The following is a 15,131-nucleotide window of genomic DNA, read 5'->3' as shown; positions in this document are numbered from 1 at the left end:
GGTCTGTTGCCCCAGGGGGCACCTACATATCCAAACCGGCTCCATCCTCCGCCGAGAGCGATGGGGTTGCTCCAGTCAAGTGATCATCTCTTTTGCCGGCCGAGAAGCGATTTGATAGCTGCAGCATGCAAATGGAACACTATCGAACCGAGCAGGAATCCTACAAAAAAGTAGATGTGATAGCTATGGCGCGGCATATCGTAAGCAGACCAAACCCCAACGCCGATTGAGAACGCCAGTGTTGGTAGCGCATAGGCGCGAGTGAAGGACTGCACGCTCCGAAATGCTAAGTACAGGAACATTGCCCCACCAAGTACCGCTGCAATAGTGAATAGATTTTCGCCACCCATATAGTCCCGCTCCTTATCGTCCTATGGCCTTCGGAATTCGCTGGTCGACCAGAGGCCAGCCATGCTTTCCGAGCCAGTTATTGAATCCCCGCCAGCCGCCTGTTCCTTCACCATACGTGCGCAAGATCACGTTGCCGTTCGCATCGACAAACACATTCCGAAAGACGTATCCGGGTTCGAACTGACCTAGCCCAAACTGCTCGGCCTGCGTTGGATACCAGCTTCGTTGAGAGTTGCATCTAACGGGAATCGTTAGCTCGGGTACACCTCTGGATAGCGACCCTGCTCAATCAAGCGCATGGCCCAAAGCCGAATTCGGCCTCTCCACGCCATCCAGTACTCCCCACTATTTCTAAGCTCCTCCGAGGTGGATGGATCCTGCGGCGATACGGTGATTCCCTGAATCGCCCATTCGTTCAGCGGCTCAAAGGCGAACGTCTTCCCCGCTTTCTGGAGCGTGAGTTTGCCGATCGGTTGCCATTCACCTTCTGGATTGAAATCCAATGAAACCACTAGATAGATGACAGCCGCATCATCCTCGGCGTCCTTCTTCAGAAGCATGTGGGTGCTAAAAGCCATATGTCACTCTACCAATCTTTTCCGAAGACACCACGATTCCTGAAAACAACATCCGGGTGATACAGGTCCTTTTCTCGATTTTGCTGATTGCGAAGCACTTGCTCGTGGCTCTGTTTTTGCACCTTCAATGCATCTTCAAGGGGGAGTTTGCGAGCTGGTCTGCACAGATCAGCCTCTGCCATTTCATGCCGATAGAACGCAACATCCCATGGACTTTCTTCACCCCGGCGCAGACGATCCAGCATCTCTCGATTTGGCGCATCAAATGGGTCTTTATCGAAGTCTGCTCCTTGAATTCCGGAGAGCCATCGCAAGTGGCCTTCAATCACCGGCAGTCCGAGATATTCGGCCAGCCCCAACGGGTCAGTGAACTTCAAGGGGTTCGCTGAGACATAACCAAACCGATTCCATCCGCCACCCAGCCCAATGGGGTCAGGCTGGCTGTACCGCCCCGTCCTCGCGTCGTATGAGCGGAAGTAGTTGTAGAACAGCCCAGATTCGTCGTCTGAGTATTGGCCCGGATACCGCAGGTTGAACTTCACCTCGGAGATGCTGGTCGTGCCCGGATTCGGCGTTGCGTCGAGGTTGGCGAAGCGGTTCTTCGCCGTGGTCGGCTTGTCTTCTCCGAAGGCGCTGTAGCCCCATTGCCACACCGCATTGCCGTCCGAATTCGTGAGCTTGCGCGGCGTGTTCAGGTGATCGCTGTGAACGGCATACGTGCTGCCGTTGATGATGGCCGCAATCGGCATCGCCCCATTGCCCGTCGGCAGGTAGATGTAGCTGGCCTGCCCCGCACTTTTCGTCCCCCCGCTGCCCACCTCCGCGATCAAGCTGCCCTGCTCGTCGTAGGTGTAGGCGTAGCCCAGCTGCTCGGCCTGCGTGGTGCTCGGGTTCCACAGCTTCGTGAAGAACGCGATCAAGCTCTGCATGAACCCCGGATCGGCCTCATCCCCCTGGCTCGGCGGATACAGCGGCTCGGTCTTGAACACCCGCTGCCCCAGCGCGTTGTGCGCATAGCGCGTGGTCGGGCTCGTGTCGGTTGCGCCTGTCGTCGCCGCCGCCAGGCGCCCCTCGGCGTCGTAGGTGTAGCTGCGCAGCCCATCGGTGAGCATGCCGCCGTTGGCGTTGTAGCCGTAGGCCACGCTCGTGCTGCTCGCACCGTTGAGGGTCTGGCTGAAGCCCGTGAGCTGGTTGCTGGTCGAGCCCACCGTGTAGGTGCGGCTGGTGGTCTGGCCGTTCAGCAGTCGCGTGCTGCTGGCCCGGTTGCCGTTGGCGTCGTAGCCGAAGCCGGTCGTGTTGCCCGTGGCGTTGAAGCCGGTGATGCGCCCCACGGCGCTGTAGTCCACGCTCCAGGTCACGTTGGCATTGGCGAGCGTGCTGTGCGTCGGATCGGTGTCGCCGGGCTGGTAGAGGTTCTGCGTCAGGCTCGTGATGCGCCCGGCTGCGTCGTAGACGTAGCTGCTGAACTCGGTGGCGGTGAGGCGGCCCGCGGTGTCGTAGCTGCGGCTGGCGGCGAGGCTCGGGCTTGCAAAGGCCCAGGTCCAAGCCGTGGGCTGGCCCAGAGGGTTCCAGGCGATGCCGCTGACGAGGGGGTTGCCGTTCAGGCTCAGGCCCGTCAGGCGCCCGCTGCTGTCGTAGGCGTGGGTGAGCGTGCCTCCGCCGTTGGGGTAGCCGATGCTCGCCAGCGTGCCGTTGGGGTTGTAGGCGTAGCTGACCTGCTGAACGCTGCCGTTGATCAGCGTCTGCTTCTTGAGCGTCACGCGGCCGAAGGCATCGCGGGTGTACTCGGTGGTGCCGCTGCGGTCGACGATCTCCGACAGGTACCCCTTGCTGTTGGCCGTGAGGTCGTAGCGCAGCGTGGTGGTCTTGCCGTCGGCGAAGACCAGGCTCGTGGGCCGCCCGAGCAGGTCGCGCGCGATGGTGGTGGCCTGGCCGAGGGCGTCGGTGATCTGGCTGGGCAGGCCCAGGGCGTCGTACTGGGTGCTGGCGCCGCCCGTGTCGGCGCTGGCCTCGGTGGTGGCGTTGCCCTGGGCGTCGCGGGTGTAGGCGGTGGCCACGCCCTTGAAGTCCTTGGCTTCGGTGACGGCGTCCAGGGCGTTGTACTTGAGGGTGGCGCTGGCGTTGGCCGCGTCGGTCACGGTCTTGACGCGGCGCAGGCCGTCCAGGCCGTAGTTCGTGCTCTGGTTCAGGCCGTTGGTTGAACGGGTCAGTTCGCCGTTGGCGTCGTAGCCGAAGCCCATGGTCTGGTTCGGGCCTTCGGTCTTGGCGGACAGGCGGTTGATGTTGTTGACGGTGCGCGCCACGCTCCAGGCGACGTTGCCGGCGCTGTCCTTGATCTGCTCGGCGGTGCGGTTGCCCATGGCGTCGAGGGTGTAGGTGCCGGATTCGCCTCGGTTGTTGCTCCAGCCTGTCAGGCGGTGGGCGGTGTCGTAGGGATACGTTAAGACGAGGCCAGTGGGCAAGGACACCGTCTCGACCGCGCCGAAGGGCTTGTAGGTCAGGACGGTGGTCTGGCCGCCCACGGTCTGGGTCAGCAGGCGGTCGCGCTGGTCGTAGGTGTAGGTGGTGACGAGGCCGTTGGGGGCTGTCGAACCAGTGACGCGGTTGGCGTTGTCGTAGGTGTAGCCGGTGACGTGGCCTAGGGCATTCGTCGAGGTAAGGGCGTTGCCCCGGGTGTCGTAGGTGTAGCTGGTGACTGCGCCGTTAGGCTCCGTCGCCGTATCGACCAGCTGCGAAGTGTTGTAGGTCCACTGCCAGAGCTGGGCCTTGTTGGTGACGGTGTCAGTGATGGTCTTCGACAAGACATTGCCACCAGCGTCGTAGGTGTAGGCTGTGGTGCGGCCGGGCTCCGTGACGAGCACGGGCAACGAGAAGGTCGTGTGCCATTGGGTCGTCACGGTCTTCGCATCGGGGGTGCCAGAAGCGTAGACCACGGTAGTCGGCAACCGACGGGCGACATCCCACGTCGTCGTTGTGATTGCGCCCTTGAAGTCGGTCTCGCTGATGATGAGGCCGTTGGCATCTTGCACACGGCCCGCGGCATCGCTCCCGCCTTCGCCTGAGGGCAGCGAACCTGCAGTAACGGCGAGCTTGCCCAGCGTCTTCCCGTACGAGTACGTCCTGACAGTACCCAGCGGATCCGTAACCGTTGCAGAGGAAGCGGCGGAATAGCTCGCGACATACCGTTCGACATTGCCGACAAGCCAGGAGGTGGTTGCCTTTCCAGTCCCGTCGTAGGCAAAGGTCGCCCACCGCGTACCCGCTTCGTCCACGATTCCCGTCAATGCATGATCAAAGACGCCGGCCTCATAGACAAATGAGCGCCCTTTTCCGTCCGGGTAGGTCACCCGCCCAAGCCTTTTTCCTGCGTCATACGCGTAAGTCAGTGCCCGGCCATCCGGCAGTAAAACACCAGTGATTTGACCATCGCCGTTGTAGGTGAACTGGATGCTGCGACCAAAGGGATTGGCAACTTGACCGAGGCGGCCCAGCGCGTCATAGGTATAGAGCCACAACCAGCCGTTGCGAGAACGCCTGACCGTCAACCTTCCATTCGGATCGAACGCCAAGCTCGAGTCGTCTTCGGCATTGACATACAGCCACGTCCCGTTCCCAAGTTGGGTGAGCGCATCCGCGCTATTCACAGCCACCCAAGCGGATGTTGATCCAGGCCGCGAGAAAGTCCTCCGATAGCCTTGGGGCAGTGTGACAGTCGCGGAGATTGGATTGTCGAGCGGACTGAACTGAAGATTGAACTCGTGGTTGTGCCTCCAGGCACGCCCGAAGTTGAGGTTCGGATTGATGAACTCTCGCCCCCAATTGCCTCTGAACGTTCTGACTATGGACAGCGGTTCCGAGCCGCCGTCTGACCAATCGACTTCCGATCGAATCTTGTCAGCATCTGGAAGATACAGCGGGTTGCGAGTGCACATGCCGTCGACCGTTCCGTCCGATGGTGGCTCCACAGGCGATGCCACGCAGAATCCCCCGTCAGGGGCCTCCAAAAATCCTCTGTCGCAATCGCACACGTCCGTTGCGCCGGTGCTGTTGAGCGGGCAACGGTACGCAGACCAAAATGGTCCTCCAAACCGAAAGCCTGCCTGGGGATTGCTCGCCGGGTACATAAGCCCCGACACACTTCCGTTGTTACCGGGATTCGGTGTCGGTGGGACACATGTATCAAGAACATATTGAGCCAACGGCTGGTTGTAATTCTTGACCCAATAGTCCCTGTATGAATCGCAGAACGCCGCTGGTGAGTCGTACCAATACGGCGGGTTGTTAGTGTATTGAATCCGCTTGGCCACACCTGCCGCAGCATGGAAGCACGGGAGGGCAATCAGCACCAGCAACAGGCTGCGCGCTGCGGCCTTCAACCCCTTCGACAGTTTCGGAACCTGCGAGGACGCAGCACCAAAACAGGTAAAGAAAAGCACTGCCGACCAACGGAGGACGCGCACCAACCATTCACCGAGACTATGACAACCAGTCGCCCATTGCGGAAACGAAACAAACTCGCGCGTCTGTCGCGACGCCGCCGCATTCATCATCACTCTCCCCCATGCCTTCTCATTTACGCGTCTGAGCATCTGCAGTCCACTCTTCACGAACCGCGACGATCAGCATTTCTCGGTCGGACCGTTACCTCCTCAGGTGACGCGCACCGCCACGCAGCGCACTCCGTACAAGTTGTTTCAGATTAGCCGAAAGGCCAAACCCCGACAACGACAAATCGATGGCCCTGGAAGGGTTTCCGACAAGATGAACACGAAAGCGCTCAATCCCCAGAAATTGCTGTTGTCGGTGAACGACTGTCGAGCGGCGCACGGTCGCGCAGCCCGAACCCATCATTGCCCGCGCTCGCACCAAAGTGCCGCGGCAACTGCTGCTACGGCGCCATCAGCGCCCGGTCATTCTTCAGAGAGCCCAGCAATAGCTCTACCTCGGCGTCTCGCTGCTCAACGATGATTCGACCGCTTCGAAGTAGCGCTGCACCTCGCGCAGCCAGATCTCCGAGGATCGCGGCTCGATCCGCGACACGCTGGCAGGCAGCGGGTCGCTTGCGGCTTGGTCCCGATCACGGGAGGCGAAGGCGGTGAATTGCTTGCGCATCCGTTCAGCATCGCTGGCAGCAGTGCGGCGGCGACCATCGAGTGCAGCCAGTCATCGAGCGCGGCAAGCGCGCGGTGATGTTCTAGACCTGAGTCGAGCGCGCACGCGCATCATCCACCGCTCGCTCGGAACGAAGCTGACGTCTTTCACAATTCGCACACCGATAAAGACGCAGCCAGGGCAGCAGGTGCATCCACCCACTGCGATGAATGCGCGCAAGGTGCGTGATGCTGCACGGACAAGCGACGAACAGATGGGACATGGAAGGTCTGTGTAGAAACAACGGGAGGAATTTCTTGTTCGATTCTTTCGTTACACCCTGTCGAATGCAACTCACCGATCTCAGCTATTTTTCGCCCTTGTGCCCGACTATGGCGTGGAAGGCGGCAAGCCGAAGTCTGTCCCCGCGAAGTCCTGCGGCACGTGCACGCTCTGTGAATCGCGCAGCAACACACCGCGCCTTTCCATCTCCCGCATCGTCCTGTTGACGACTTCGCGGGAAACGCCGGCGTAGGAGGCGATGACCCCCTGTGTGACGCGCTTGTCGTAGGCCTCGTGGCCGGCGGGGGCTATCTGGGTCATCTTGTGGAGTACACGGCCGACCATCTCTTCTGAAGAAAGCGAAGATATGCGCCGGATCTGGCGGCGCAGGACGTTCATGCGGGCAGCCTCTGCACCAAGCAGTTCCAATGCGATGCCGTGATGCCGCTCGCAAAGCGCTTTTATCGCCAACACGGGAACGAGGTAGATCGTGCAAGGAAGCACCGCGATCAATCTGTGGGCAGCCAGGTACTTTGGTTCGCTCAGGGAGCCGCCAAGATAGAAGTCGTGCCGGCGAATGAAATCCGTGGTCACTTCCGCATCTTCCTGCGCACCGTCACGGCCCTGGGCAACCACACGCACCAGCCCGCTTTCCACGCAGTAGAACGAACTGGTCCATTCGTTCGATGCAAGGATCGTCTCGTTGCGAGCGTATGAACGCAGCTCGCAAAGCTGCCCGATGGCCGAACGTTCCACCAGCGGCAAGCGGGCAAGCAATGGATGCAGATACACGCTGCGATGATGAAAGGCGACAGGTCGAAACGCAATCACCTGAATTAGGGATTCCTTCCTACAGCATCCCTTCGCGCGCAGCAGCTGCAGCCATTTCTATTCGCAGGCCTCCAGATCGATCAAGCCTTTCTGCATGGCATCTCGCACCGCCTGGGCACGCGACTTCACGGCCAGCTTGCGATAGATGCTCTTCGCATGCGCATCCACGGTGTGCAGCGAGCGATGGCTCAGTTCGGCAATCTGGCGGTTGCTCAGGCCTTGCGAAATCATTCGAAGCACGTCGAGTTCGCGACGCGAGAGTGCGCGGCCTCCAGCGCCTGAACTCGCCGATGGCGCGAGGCGCGTTTCCTCCGCCTGCGAAGAACCCCCAACTTGTGCCGGCAACGAGGCCGAAGACGGCGGTTCAGGCCCCAGGACCGCGCGCCCCCGTTCCACGATGCACCACGCGAGTCGCATCGCCATGGCCGAATCGCCCTCGGCAATCAGACGCATCAGAAGGACGAGTTCACGCTGGGCCGCTTTGACGAACAGCAAGGCTGCGGCGGTTGCGGCGGTCGACGAATCGATTCGTGGCACGCCATCGCCGTTACCGCCGACGCGCGGCTCGCCGCCGTTGGCCGCACGCACGGACGATGCTTCCATCGAACTTCGTTCGGGCCGCGCGGCAATCCGCTTGCTCTTTTCTTTGGACATCGATGCCTTCAAGTAACGGCGCGCGTTCAATCGTCCCCGGGTTTGCGCCCATGTGGGTCACCCGCCGGGTCCGGGAAGTTCTCGAAGAAGATCGGCTCGACCTGGTTCTGCTCGGCACGCACCAGGTTGTCCTCGGCGGGCACGAGGCTGCCGAAGTCGGTGGAAGCGAAATTGGCGGGCACGTGCACGCCTTGATCGTCGCGCCGCACAAGGCCGCGTTGTTCCATGTCGCGCATGGTCTTGTTGACGACTTCGCGCGACAGGCCCGAGTAGGAGGCGATCACCGATTGGGAGATGCGCTTGTCGAACGCCCCCGTGCTCGAGGGGGCCAGCACGGTCAGCTGGTGCAGCACGCGGCTCACGACGTCTTCGGTGGACAGCGCCGACATGCGACGCAGCTGGTTGCGCATGACGGCCATCCGTTCGATCGCGAGTTCCAGCAGCCCGATGGCCACCTCCGGGTACGAACCGCAGATCTTGCGCAACGCGACGACGGGAATGAGGTGCACTGCCGCGGGCAACGCGGCGACCAGCGTGTGCTTGGCCTGGTAGGTGTCCTCGGAAAGAGAGGGGCCGATGAAGAACTCGTTCCGGCGGATGAAGTCGGTCGTGATATTGGAGGCATGGGCGCGGCCCTTCGCCTGCTCCACCACGCGCAGCAGTCCGCTGGCCACGCAATAGACGCAATCGCTGGAGCTGCCGGCCGCGAGCACCACTTCGTTGCGCCGGTAGGAGCGCAGCTGGCTGCTCTGGACCAGCGCAATGCGTTCCGCCTGCGACACGTTGGCGAAGAGAGGGTTCAGGTACATGGCTGGAGAAGAATCGGTGCCGTGGGTCGAGTCACCCGACCGGCGGCTTGGATGAAGTGAGCGCGGGACGTTCTCGCACGCCTTCGCCTTCCTCATGCAACTTCGACAGCGCCGCCTCCGACGTGCGCAGCGCCGCTTCGAGCACTGCGTACTGCGCAGACTCCATGGAAATCCGCGCGCGTCTGGCGACGTGCGGGCGATCGAAAACGGCCAGGAGCGATTGGACCGTGCGCTGCAGCTGGCCAAGGTCTTTGCTCAGCCGCGCAAGGCGCAGCTCGAAGTCGGGCGGAAGTTTCACAGGCACCCCTGCGAAGGATGCGCCGGAGCGGCCGCCGCGGATCTCGCGGCCGGCTCGGTGCCACGCACGCCGTAGCCCTGCAGCCACCGCGCGCCCACGCGCGAGGCGATGTGCATGTCGTCTTCGCGCTCGATGCCGTCGACCACGACCTGGGCCGCGAAGTGCGTGCAAAGAGAAATCATGCCCTGCAGGCACTCGATGCCGAAGGTGTCGTCGCGCGCACGGCGCAGCAGCGACGCGTCGAGCTTCACGATATCGGGCCCGCAGGACTGCAGCGCGACGAGGTTGTCGTTGCCGCCGCCGATGTCCCGCATGGCGATGCGGCAACCGCGCAATTGCATCTGCACGCAGAAGTCGTGGGCGGCCTCGAGATCGGCGAGCGTGGCGCTGCCCACGATCTCGATCACGAGGCGGGAGGCCAGCGCGGGCTCTTCGTCGAGTGCCGAGCACAGCGACGCCCACCAGTGGTCGAGCTTGGTGCTCTGCGCGCAGATGCCCACGCCGATGTGCGCGCTGGTCTGCGACCGCAGTTCCGCCAGGGCCTGGCGCATCACGATGCGATCGAACGCGCGAGCCAGCCCCAGTCGCTGCAGGCACGGCAGGAACACCTCCTGCGCAAGAAGCGCCGGCTCGCTGCGGCTCGGCGGCAGACGCACGCGCCCTGCGAGGTAGAAAGTACTGGTATTGCCGCCAGCGTGCACCACCGGCTGCCATTCGAAGGAGAGCGCCTCGGTGCGCAGCGCTTCGCTGACGCGCACGGCGACGTCCATGTCGGAGCGGTAGCGCTGGCACCATTCGTCGGCCCTGTTCTCGCGCAAATCCGGAAACGGTTGCGCAGTCCACAGGGCGAACTCGATCTCCGACGTGCCGAGCTGCTCGGGCGGGCGCACCTCGATCCAGTCGGCATGCAACTGCACCATCGCGGCGATGCCCTTCGCACGCACGGGTTCGGCGCCAAGCACGGCAAGCAGCGTCTCGATGGGGCGGCTCCGGTGGCGCACGTCATGCGGCAGTTCGCGGATGTCGCGCGCGCCGCAGACGAACGCGTCGTTGGCCCACAGCAGGAAGCAGTCGTCGCGCAGCCGGGCCATGTCGGTGGCGGCCGAGGTGAGGAAGTGGGCGCCCAGACGGCGCTGTATTTCCAGGCTGGCTGCGGCTGCGAAATCCTGCCCGTAGGCTTCGATGAGGTGCGGCAGGTTCGCGATGAACACATAGGCGCAGGCCCTGCGCGGCGCAGTTTGCAGGGCGGGTGCGGTGTCGGCGGCATCAAACGGCGCGGCCCACGCGCTTCGCTCGACATGCTCCCCATGCGCGCGGCTTCCCGCTGTGCGTGGAGCCCATGCGACGGACCACGGAGTCTGTGGTGAGAGAGCGGCCATCTGATCCTCCTTCGAATCTCGTTTTATGAACCTTCCGGATGCTACGGATTGCAATGGTCGTTGACAGCGCTTTCGCTTCCCAACTGTGTTTCCCGTCACACCTGCCCCGGCCTCGCATCGCGCCGGCGAAAGTTTCATTCCCTTGGGCGCGCATGGAGTAGCGCACTCCATGCAGTTTTTTTCAAGATAGCCGAAAGGCTGCGCGCCCGCACGGCAGATCGATTGCACAAAGGATTCGGTCGATAAGCTGAAGCGAAAAGTACGCAAATCTCTGTTGCCGAAGGACGCCCGTGGAAAGCCGCCATGGGAGGACGCCGGTGGTGGCACTACCCGGATCAGTGAAGCACTCGTCGAAACTTCTGGTGATGCGCATCGTTCTTTGGAGTGCCGCACTCGTCGCACTGGCCATCCTCATGGGCGTCGTGTACGAGCAGGCTGGCCGCTACCGCGCGGCGCGTGACTTCCCCGCGCCCGGGAAGATGATCGACATCGGCGGGCGAAGAATCCAGCTGGATTGCCGGGGCTCCGGCTCGCCGACCGTCGTGTTCGAAGCAGGCCTGAGCGCCGACGGTTCGTTGAGCTGGTCGGCCGTCCAGCCGAAGATCGCAGCACGCACGCGCGCGTGCTCATACAGCCGCGCAGGGCTGATGTGGAGCGATCCTTCGGATGCGCCTCACAGCGCAAGTCAGGTGGCGCACGATCTTCACGCGGCACTCGCCCGTGCGGGCGAACGGGGGCCCTACGTGCTGGTCGGCCAGTCGCTGGGTGGGCTCTTCGCGACGAGCTTCACGAGGCACTTCGGCGCCGAGGTGGCGGGGCTGGTTCTCGTCGACCCCTCGCATCCGGACCAGGTCGCGCGCGTCGCGGACTTCATGACCGAGACGCGGTCGTTGCGCTCGCGCATCGCCATTTCGCTTGCATGGTCCGGCCTGCTGCGCGCGGCGGCCCCCTCGCTGCTGCCGCAGGCGCGGAACCAGACGGCGCGCGATGCGCAGGCGATCCGCGCCTTCGCGCCCAAGTCGTTGAGCACGCAGCTGGTGGAGAGCGATGCGACCGACGCCACGCTCGCCGAGGCCGGCGCCTTCCGCGACCTGGGCAACCGCCCGCTGGTGGTGCTCACCGCGATGGCGCCGTACACCGAGGCGGAACTCCGCGGGATGAAGATCACGCCCGGGCAGGGCACGCAGGTGCAGGCCATCTGGAAGCAACTGCACGAGGACGAGGCGACATGGTCCTCGCGAGGCAGGCAGGTGCTGTTGCCGAACGCCGGTCACGACATCCAGTTCGACGACCCGGATGCGGTGATCGACGCGGTGCTGTCCGTCGTCGCGGCGGTTCGCGCGGATCTCGGCGCCGGGCCGCACTGACGCAGCGGCGGCAGCAGCAGCGCCAGCGCCTTACCAGCGGACCTTCACGCCCACGCTGCCGTCGATGCCGCTCTTCGTGCGTGTGGCGCCACCCGAGGCCCACAGCTTGCCCAGCTCCGCGTACAGGCTCATGTTCGGCGTCAGCTGCAGCGTGGCGCCTGCCGCCAGCTCGGTGCTGGTGCCGCCGGTGCGCGTGGCAATGTCGGTGTACGCCGCGGGGCCGATGAAGCGGGTGACGTCGGCGCCGCTGCTGCTGCGGTAGACGTTGACCCGCACGTAGGGCTGCAGCAGGCCGGCGGGGGTGCTGATCTCGCCCTTGACCCGCACGCCGGCGCGCGCCAGCCAGCCGCTGTGGCTGTCCTGCTGCACCAGGGCGCCCGGGATGCCCGTGTCGTGCAGGCTCACGCGCTGGTGCACCAGTTGCAGCTGGGGCTCGACGGTCCAGTTCGGCGCGATGGAGAAGGCCTGGCCCACCTCGATGGAGGCCAGCAGGCTGTTGCCGCTGCCGGAACCGCCGAAGCCCAGCGTGGGTGCCGCCGTGTAGCGGTGGCGGCCGGCCTGCAGCACGCCGTCCACGTACAGGCCGCTGTTGTTCTTCCAGGTGGCGTAGGCGCCCAGGTACTGGTTCTGCAGGTCGCTGGAACCGGCCGCGTAATTCGCAAGGCCGCGGGCGAAGCCGGTCACGCGCATGTCGCCGTCGAGTTCGCCGATGTAGATGCCGGCACGCCAGTTGGCGTCGGCCCACAGGTCGGTGCCGGCCTGGAAGCCCGTGAGGCGCCCCTTGCTCGTGGGGCTGACGGTGCCGCTCTGGCCGATGGTGCGGTTCGTGCTGATCAGGCGGGCCCAGGTCTGGCGGTAGCCCTGGTCCGGCGTGGCCGTGTTGGCACCGGCCGGGCCGTCGTCACCCACGCGCTGATGCATGTTGCCCAGCATCGCCAGGTTGGATTGGCGCAACTGCTCGGGCAGCGCCGCGTACAGCGGCACTTCGGCGCGGTAGGTGGGCACGATCACGCCGCCGCCGCCACCACCACCATTGCCACCAGTGCCGCCACCTCCACCGTTCCCGCCACCGGTCGGCGGGACGACGACGGCGCTGGAGCGCAGGTACCAGTTCTCGCCCGCACCGGTCGCGTCGGCGGCGTACAGCCGGTACTCGAAGGCGCCGGCATCGACGTGGCCGCCCGCCAAGGCGAAGGCGCTCTTCGTGGTCTGCGCGGTGGTCGTGGCGCCGTTCAGCGCGCTGACGACTTCGATGCCGTTGCCGGCGGTCAGCGCACCCAGGCCTCCCAGGTTTGTGATCTGCACGTTGGTCGTGCCGCTGGCAATGGCGGTGCTGCCGCTGAGGACCAGCCGGTCGCTCGCGCTGGTGCTGTCGCCCAGCGCCGTGCCCAGGCGCAGCGTGCCGCCGTTGCCCACCCACGGGCCAGTGACCGTGAGGGTGGTGCCGGGTGCGCTGCCCAGCAGCGAGACGGTGCCGCCGTTGGCCATCGACGCAATGGTCTGGCTCTGGCCGGCCAGGTCCAGCGTGGCGCCCGAGGCGACCGTGAAGGCGCTGGTGCTGCTGAAGGTGTTGGTCGCACCGGCGCGCAAGGTGCCGGCGGCGACGCTGGTGGCGCCGGTGTAGATGTTCGCGCCGCCCAGGGTGAGGGTGCCCGCACCATCCTTCACGAGGCTGCCGGCGCCCGAGATCGGGCCCGTCCAGCCCATGTCGTGGCCGTTGGTGTTGAAGGTGCCCGTGCCGCCCAGCAGCAGGGCATTGCCCAGGCTCAGGCCGCCCGCGCCGGCGATGATGCTGGCCGTGGCACCGCTGTCGATGGCAACGGCGCCCGACAGCGACGCGCCGGCGTTCAAGGTGAGGCTGTTGCCGCCCCCCGTGAACTGCACGGCCGAGGCCCGGGTGATGCCATCGCCGCCCAGTCCGCCGGAGATGGCGCCGCTGCTGCTGATGGCGAGGTTGGCGCCCATCACGCCCACGCCGCCTGCACCGTTCGCGCCGCTCGGGCCCCCGTTGCTGTTGGCGCCGCCGACGCCGCCCGCCCCGCCTGCGATGGAGCCGCTGTTGGTGATCGTTGCCCCAGCGCCCGTGGCCCCCAGGCCGATGCCGCCGTCGCCGCCGCCGCCCGGCGAGCCGGTGCCTCCCGCGCCGCCGCCGGCGGCTCCGCCAGCGCCCCCGGCGCCAGCCGTGACTGCGCCTGTGTTGACCACGGTCACGGTGCTGCCGGTCAGCGTGATGCCGTTGCCGCCGGCGCCGCCGCCGCCGCCCGAGGCGTTGCTGCGCGCCGGCAGCAATTCGGACCCGCCTGCGCCGCCGGCCCCGCCCGCGATGGTGCCGCTGTTGGTGAACGTGAGGCCCGGCGTCGTGGCGTTCAGGAAGAACCCGACGCCGCCGCTGCCGCCGCCACCGCTTTGCGAGAAGGCGCCGCCACCCTGGCCCCCCGCGCCGCCAGTCGAACTGCCCGAGGCCGTGTAGTTGCCGAGCGGGCCGTTGAGGATGGAGCCATAGCCGCCCGCGCCGCCGCCGCCGGCCGCCCAATAGCCGTTGCCGCCCGCGCCCCCGGTGCCGCCGGTGTAGCTGTCGGGGGAGGAGGTGACGCTGTTACCTATCGAAAAGCCTTGGTACCCACCCCCACCGCCGCCGCCGTATCCGTTGCCGTTGCTGAAGTCGCCGGTCTGGGACTGGCCCGCGCCGCCGTTGTCGCCCTGCATCACGCCGGGGCTGACGACGTTGCTGCTGGTTCCTGCCGCGCCGCCCGTGCCCGCGGTCGCGCCGCCGAAGGAGCCAATGTTCGCGTTGGAGCCGGCCGTGACACCGGCATCGGTCGATGACCCACCGGCTCCTCCGCTGGCGCCCACCGTGATGTCGTTGAACCCGCCGCTGCCACCGCTGCCGTTGCTGCCACCCGCGCCGGCGTTCAGCGACGTGTCGCCAACCGGCTGGCCACCAGCGCCGCCAGCCGCCAGCGCCGGCCCGGTGCCCAGTAGCAGCACCGCGACGGCGACGGCCCCCAGTTCGCCCAGCCGCGCCGACCGCGCATGGCCGCGCGAGGTTTCGGGGGCGGCGACCCAAGTGCCGAGCGTTGGATTCCACAGGGTTCGAAAAATCTTGTTCATGGCTTCAATGGTCCGTTCGTTACCTGGCGGGCAGGCTCCCGTGCGCCGGAGCACTCTCTCTTGCGCTTGCAGATGTCTTGTTTTCTTTGTTTTCTGTTTGCAAGACAAAATGTAAGTACGCGTATGGTGCCGCGATATGCCCGGAACCGGGTACCCCTGAGGAGGCCGATGGGGAGTGCCTAGGGAGCGCCAGCCTTTGCCGTGACCTCTCGGCATAGCTCGCGAAGCGGCGGCGTAGGCCTCTTCGGGCTTGCCTCGAGGGCCGCAAGCTTCAGGGCGGAGCGCCGCTTGCCGCGGAACTCCCCTGAACGGTATCTGAAGGTAACCGATGTTTCGTGCTTGATACAACACTGTTCGGACCGTTGCGACCGAGGTGCGGC

At 65.0% G+C, this 15,131-nt stretch carries 11 protein-coding genes; 1 reads left to right on the top strand and 10 read right to left on the bottom strand.

Annotation, left to right across the window (positions count from 1 at the left end; translation table 11 throughout):
- Positions 1-83: 83 nt before the first annotated feature.
- The 9 genes from ASC92_RS28700 to ASC92_RS21260 form a co-directional block, all read right to left on the bottom strand.
- Complete coding sequence (locus ASC92_RS28700; protein ID WP_157609094.1) at positions 84-350, bottom strand: hypothetical protein; 267 nt, start codon at positions 348-350, stop codon at positions 84-86.
- Between the two features lie 252 nt (positions 351-602).
- A complete protein-coding gene (locus ASC92_RS21290) occupies positions 603-911 on the bottom strand; it encodes a hypothetical protein (RefSeq protein WP_157609093.1) in 309 nt (102 codons plus the stop codon).
- Positions 912-937: 26 nt separating this feature from the next.
- Positions 938-3,958 carry an RHS repeat-associated core domain-containing protein gene (locus tag ASC92_RS21285; protein WP_056519555.1) on the bottom strand — a complete coding sequence of 1,007 codons (3,021 nt, stop codon included), beginning with the start codon at positions 3,956-3,958 and terminating at the stop codon, positions 938-940.
- Between the two features lie 1,909 nt (positions 3,959-5,867).
- Positions 5,868-6,041: a hypothetical protein gene (locus tag ASC92_RS28695; RefSeq protein ID WP_157609092.1), complete on the bottom strand. Its 174-nt coding sequence runs from the start codon at positions 6,039-6,041 to the stop codon at positions 5,868-5,870.
- A 369-nt stretch (positions 6,042-6,410) separates the two neighbouring features.
- Positions 6,411-7,133 carry a Crp/Fnr family transcriptional regulator gene (locus ASC92_RS21280; protein ID WP_235505931.1) on the bottom strand — a complete coding sequence of 241 codons (723 nt, stop codon included), beginning with the start codon at positions 7,131-7,133 and terminating at the stop codon, positions 6,411-6,413.
- 57 nt (positions 7,134-7,190) lie between these two features.
- Positions 7,191-7,799 carry a helix-turn-helix transcriptional regulator gene (locus ASC92_RS21275; protein WP_235505930.1) on the bottom strand — a complete coding sequence of 203 codons (609 nt, stop codon included), beginning with the start codon at positions 7,797-7,799 and terminating at the stop codon, positions 7,191-7,193.
- Between the two features lie 14 nt (positions 7,800-7,813).
- Complete coding sequence (locus ASC92_RS21270; protein ID WP_056519547.1) at positions 7,814-8,596, bottom strand: Crp/Fnr family transcriptional regulator; 783 nt, start codon at positions 8,594-8,596, stop codon at positions 7,814-7,816.
- Positions 8,597-8,627: 31 nt separating this feature from the next.
- Positions 8,628-8,894, bottom strand: a complete 267-nt coding sequence (locus ASC92_RS21265) for a hypothetical protein (RefSeq protein WP_056519545.1) — start codon at positions 8,892-8,894, stop codon at positions 8,628-8,630.
- Complete coding sequence (locus ASC92_RS21260) at positions 8,891-10,273, bottom strand: EAL domain-containing protein (protein WP_056519543.1); 1,383 nt, start codon at positions 10,271-10,273, stop codon at positions 8,891-8,893. Before ASC92_RS21260 ends, ASC92_RS21265 begins: the two co-directional genes overlap by 4 nt.
- A gap of 365 nt (positions 10,274-10,638) precedes the next feature.
- Between ASC92_RS21260 and ASC92_RS21255 the strand changes: the two genes are divergently transcribed.
- Entirely contained in the window at positions 10,639-11,640 is a 1,002-nt protein-coding gene (locus ASC92_RS21255; protein ID WP_056519540.1) for an alpha/beta hydrolase, read from the top strand.
- Positions 11,641-11,670: 30 nt separating this feature from the next.
- Here the strand turns inward: ASC92_RS21255 and ASC92_RS21250 are convergent, their stop codons facing one another.
- Complete coding sequence (locus ASC92_RS21250) at positions 11,671-14,751, bottom strand: autotransporter outer membrane beta-barrel domain-containing protein (protein ID WP_056519537.1); 3,081 nt, start codon at positions 14,749-14,751, stop codon at positions 11,671-11,673.
- Between the last annotated feature and the right edge of the window lie 380 nt (positions 14,752-15,131).

It is taken from the genome of Variovorax sp. Root411 (assembly GCF_001425205.1).
Lineage (GTDB): Bacteria > Pseudomonadota > Gammaproteobacteria > Burkholderiales > Burkholderiaceae_C > Variovorax.
Note: the sequence above shows the minus strand (reverse complement) of the source record. Positions and strands in the feature narration are given on the sequence as shown.

What these genes read in the sequence shown, in the direction of transcription:
- ASC92_RS21255 (WP_056519540.1), top strand. Translation starts at nt 10,639, where the DNA reads ATGCGCATCGTTCTTTGGAGTGCCGCACTCGTCGCACTGGCCATCCTC.
- ASC92_RS28700 (WP_157609094.1), bottom strand. Translation starts at nt 350, where the DNA reads ATGGGTGGCGAAAATCTATTCACTATTGCAGCGGTACTTGGTGGGGCA.
- ASC92_RS21290 (WP_157609093.1), bottom strand. Translation starts at nt 911, where the DNA reads ATGCTTCTGAAGAAGGACGCCGAGGATGATGCGGCTGTCATCTATCTA.
- ASC92_RS21270 (WP_056519547.1), bottom strand. Translation starts at nt 8,596, where the DNA reads ATGTACCTGAACCCTCTCTTCGCCAACGTGTCGCAGGCGGAACGCATT.
- ASC92_RS21250 (WP_056519537.1), bottom strand. Translation starts at nt 14,751, where the DNA reads ATGAACAAGATTTTTCGAACCCTGTGGAATCCAACGCTCGGCACTTGG.
- ASC92_RS21260 (WP_056519543.1), bottom strand. Translation starts at nt 10,273, where the DNA reads ATGGCCGCTCTCTCACCACAGACTCCGTGGTCCGTCGCATGGGCTCCA.
- ASC92_RS28695 (WP_157609092.1), bottom strand. Translation starts at nt 6,041, where the DNA reads ATGCGCAAGCAATTCACCGCCTTCGCCTCCCGTGATCGGGACCAAGCC.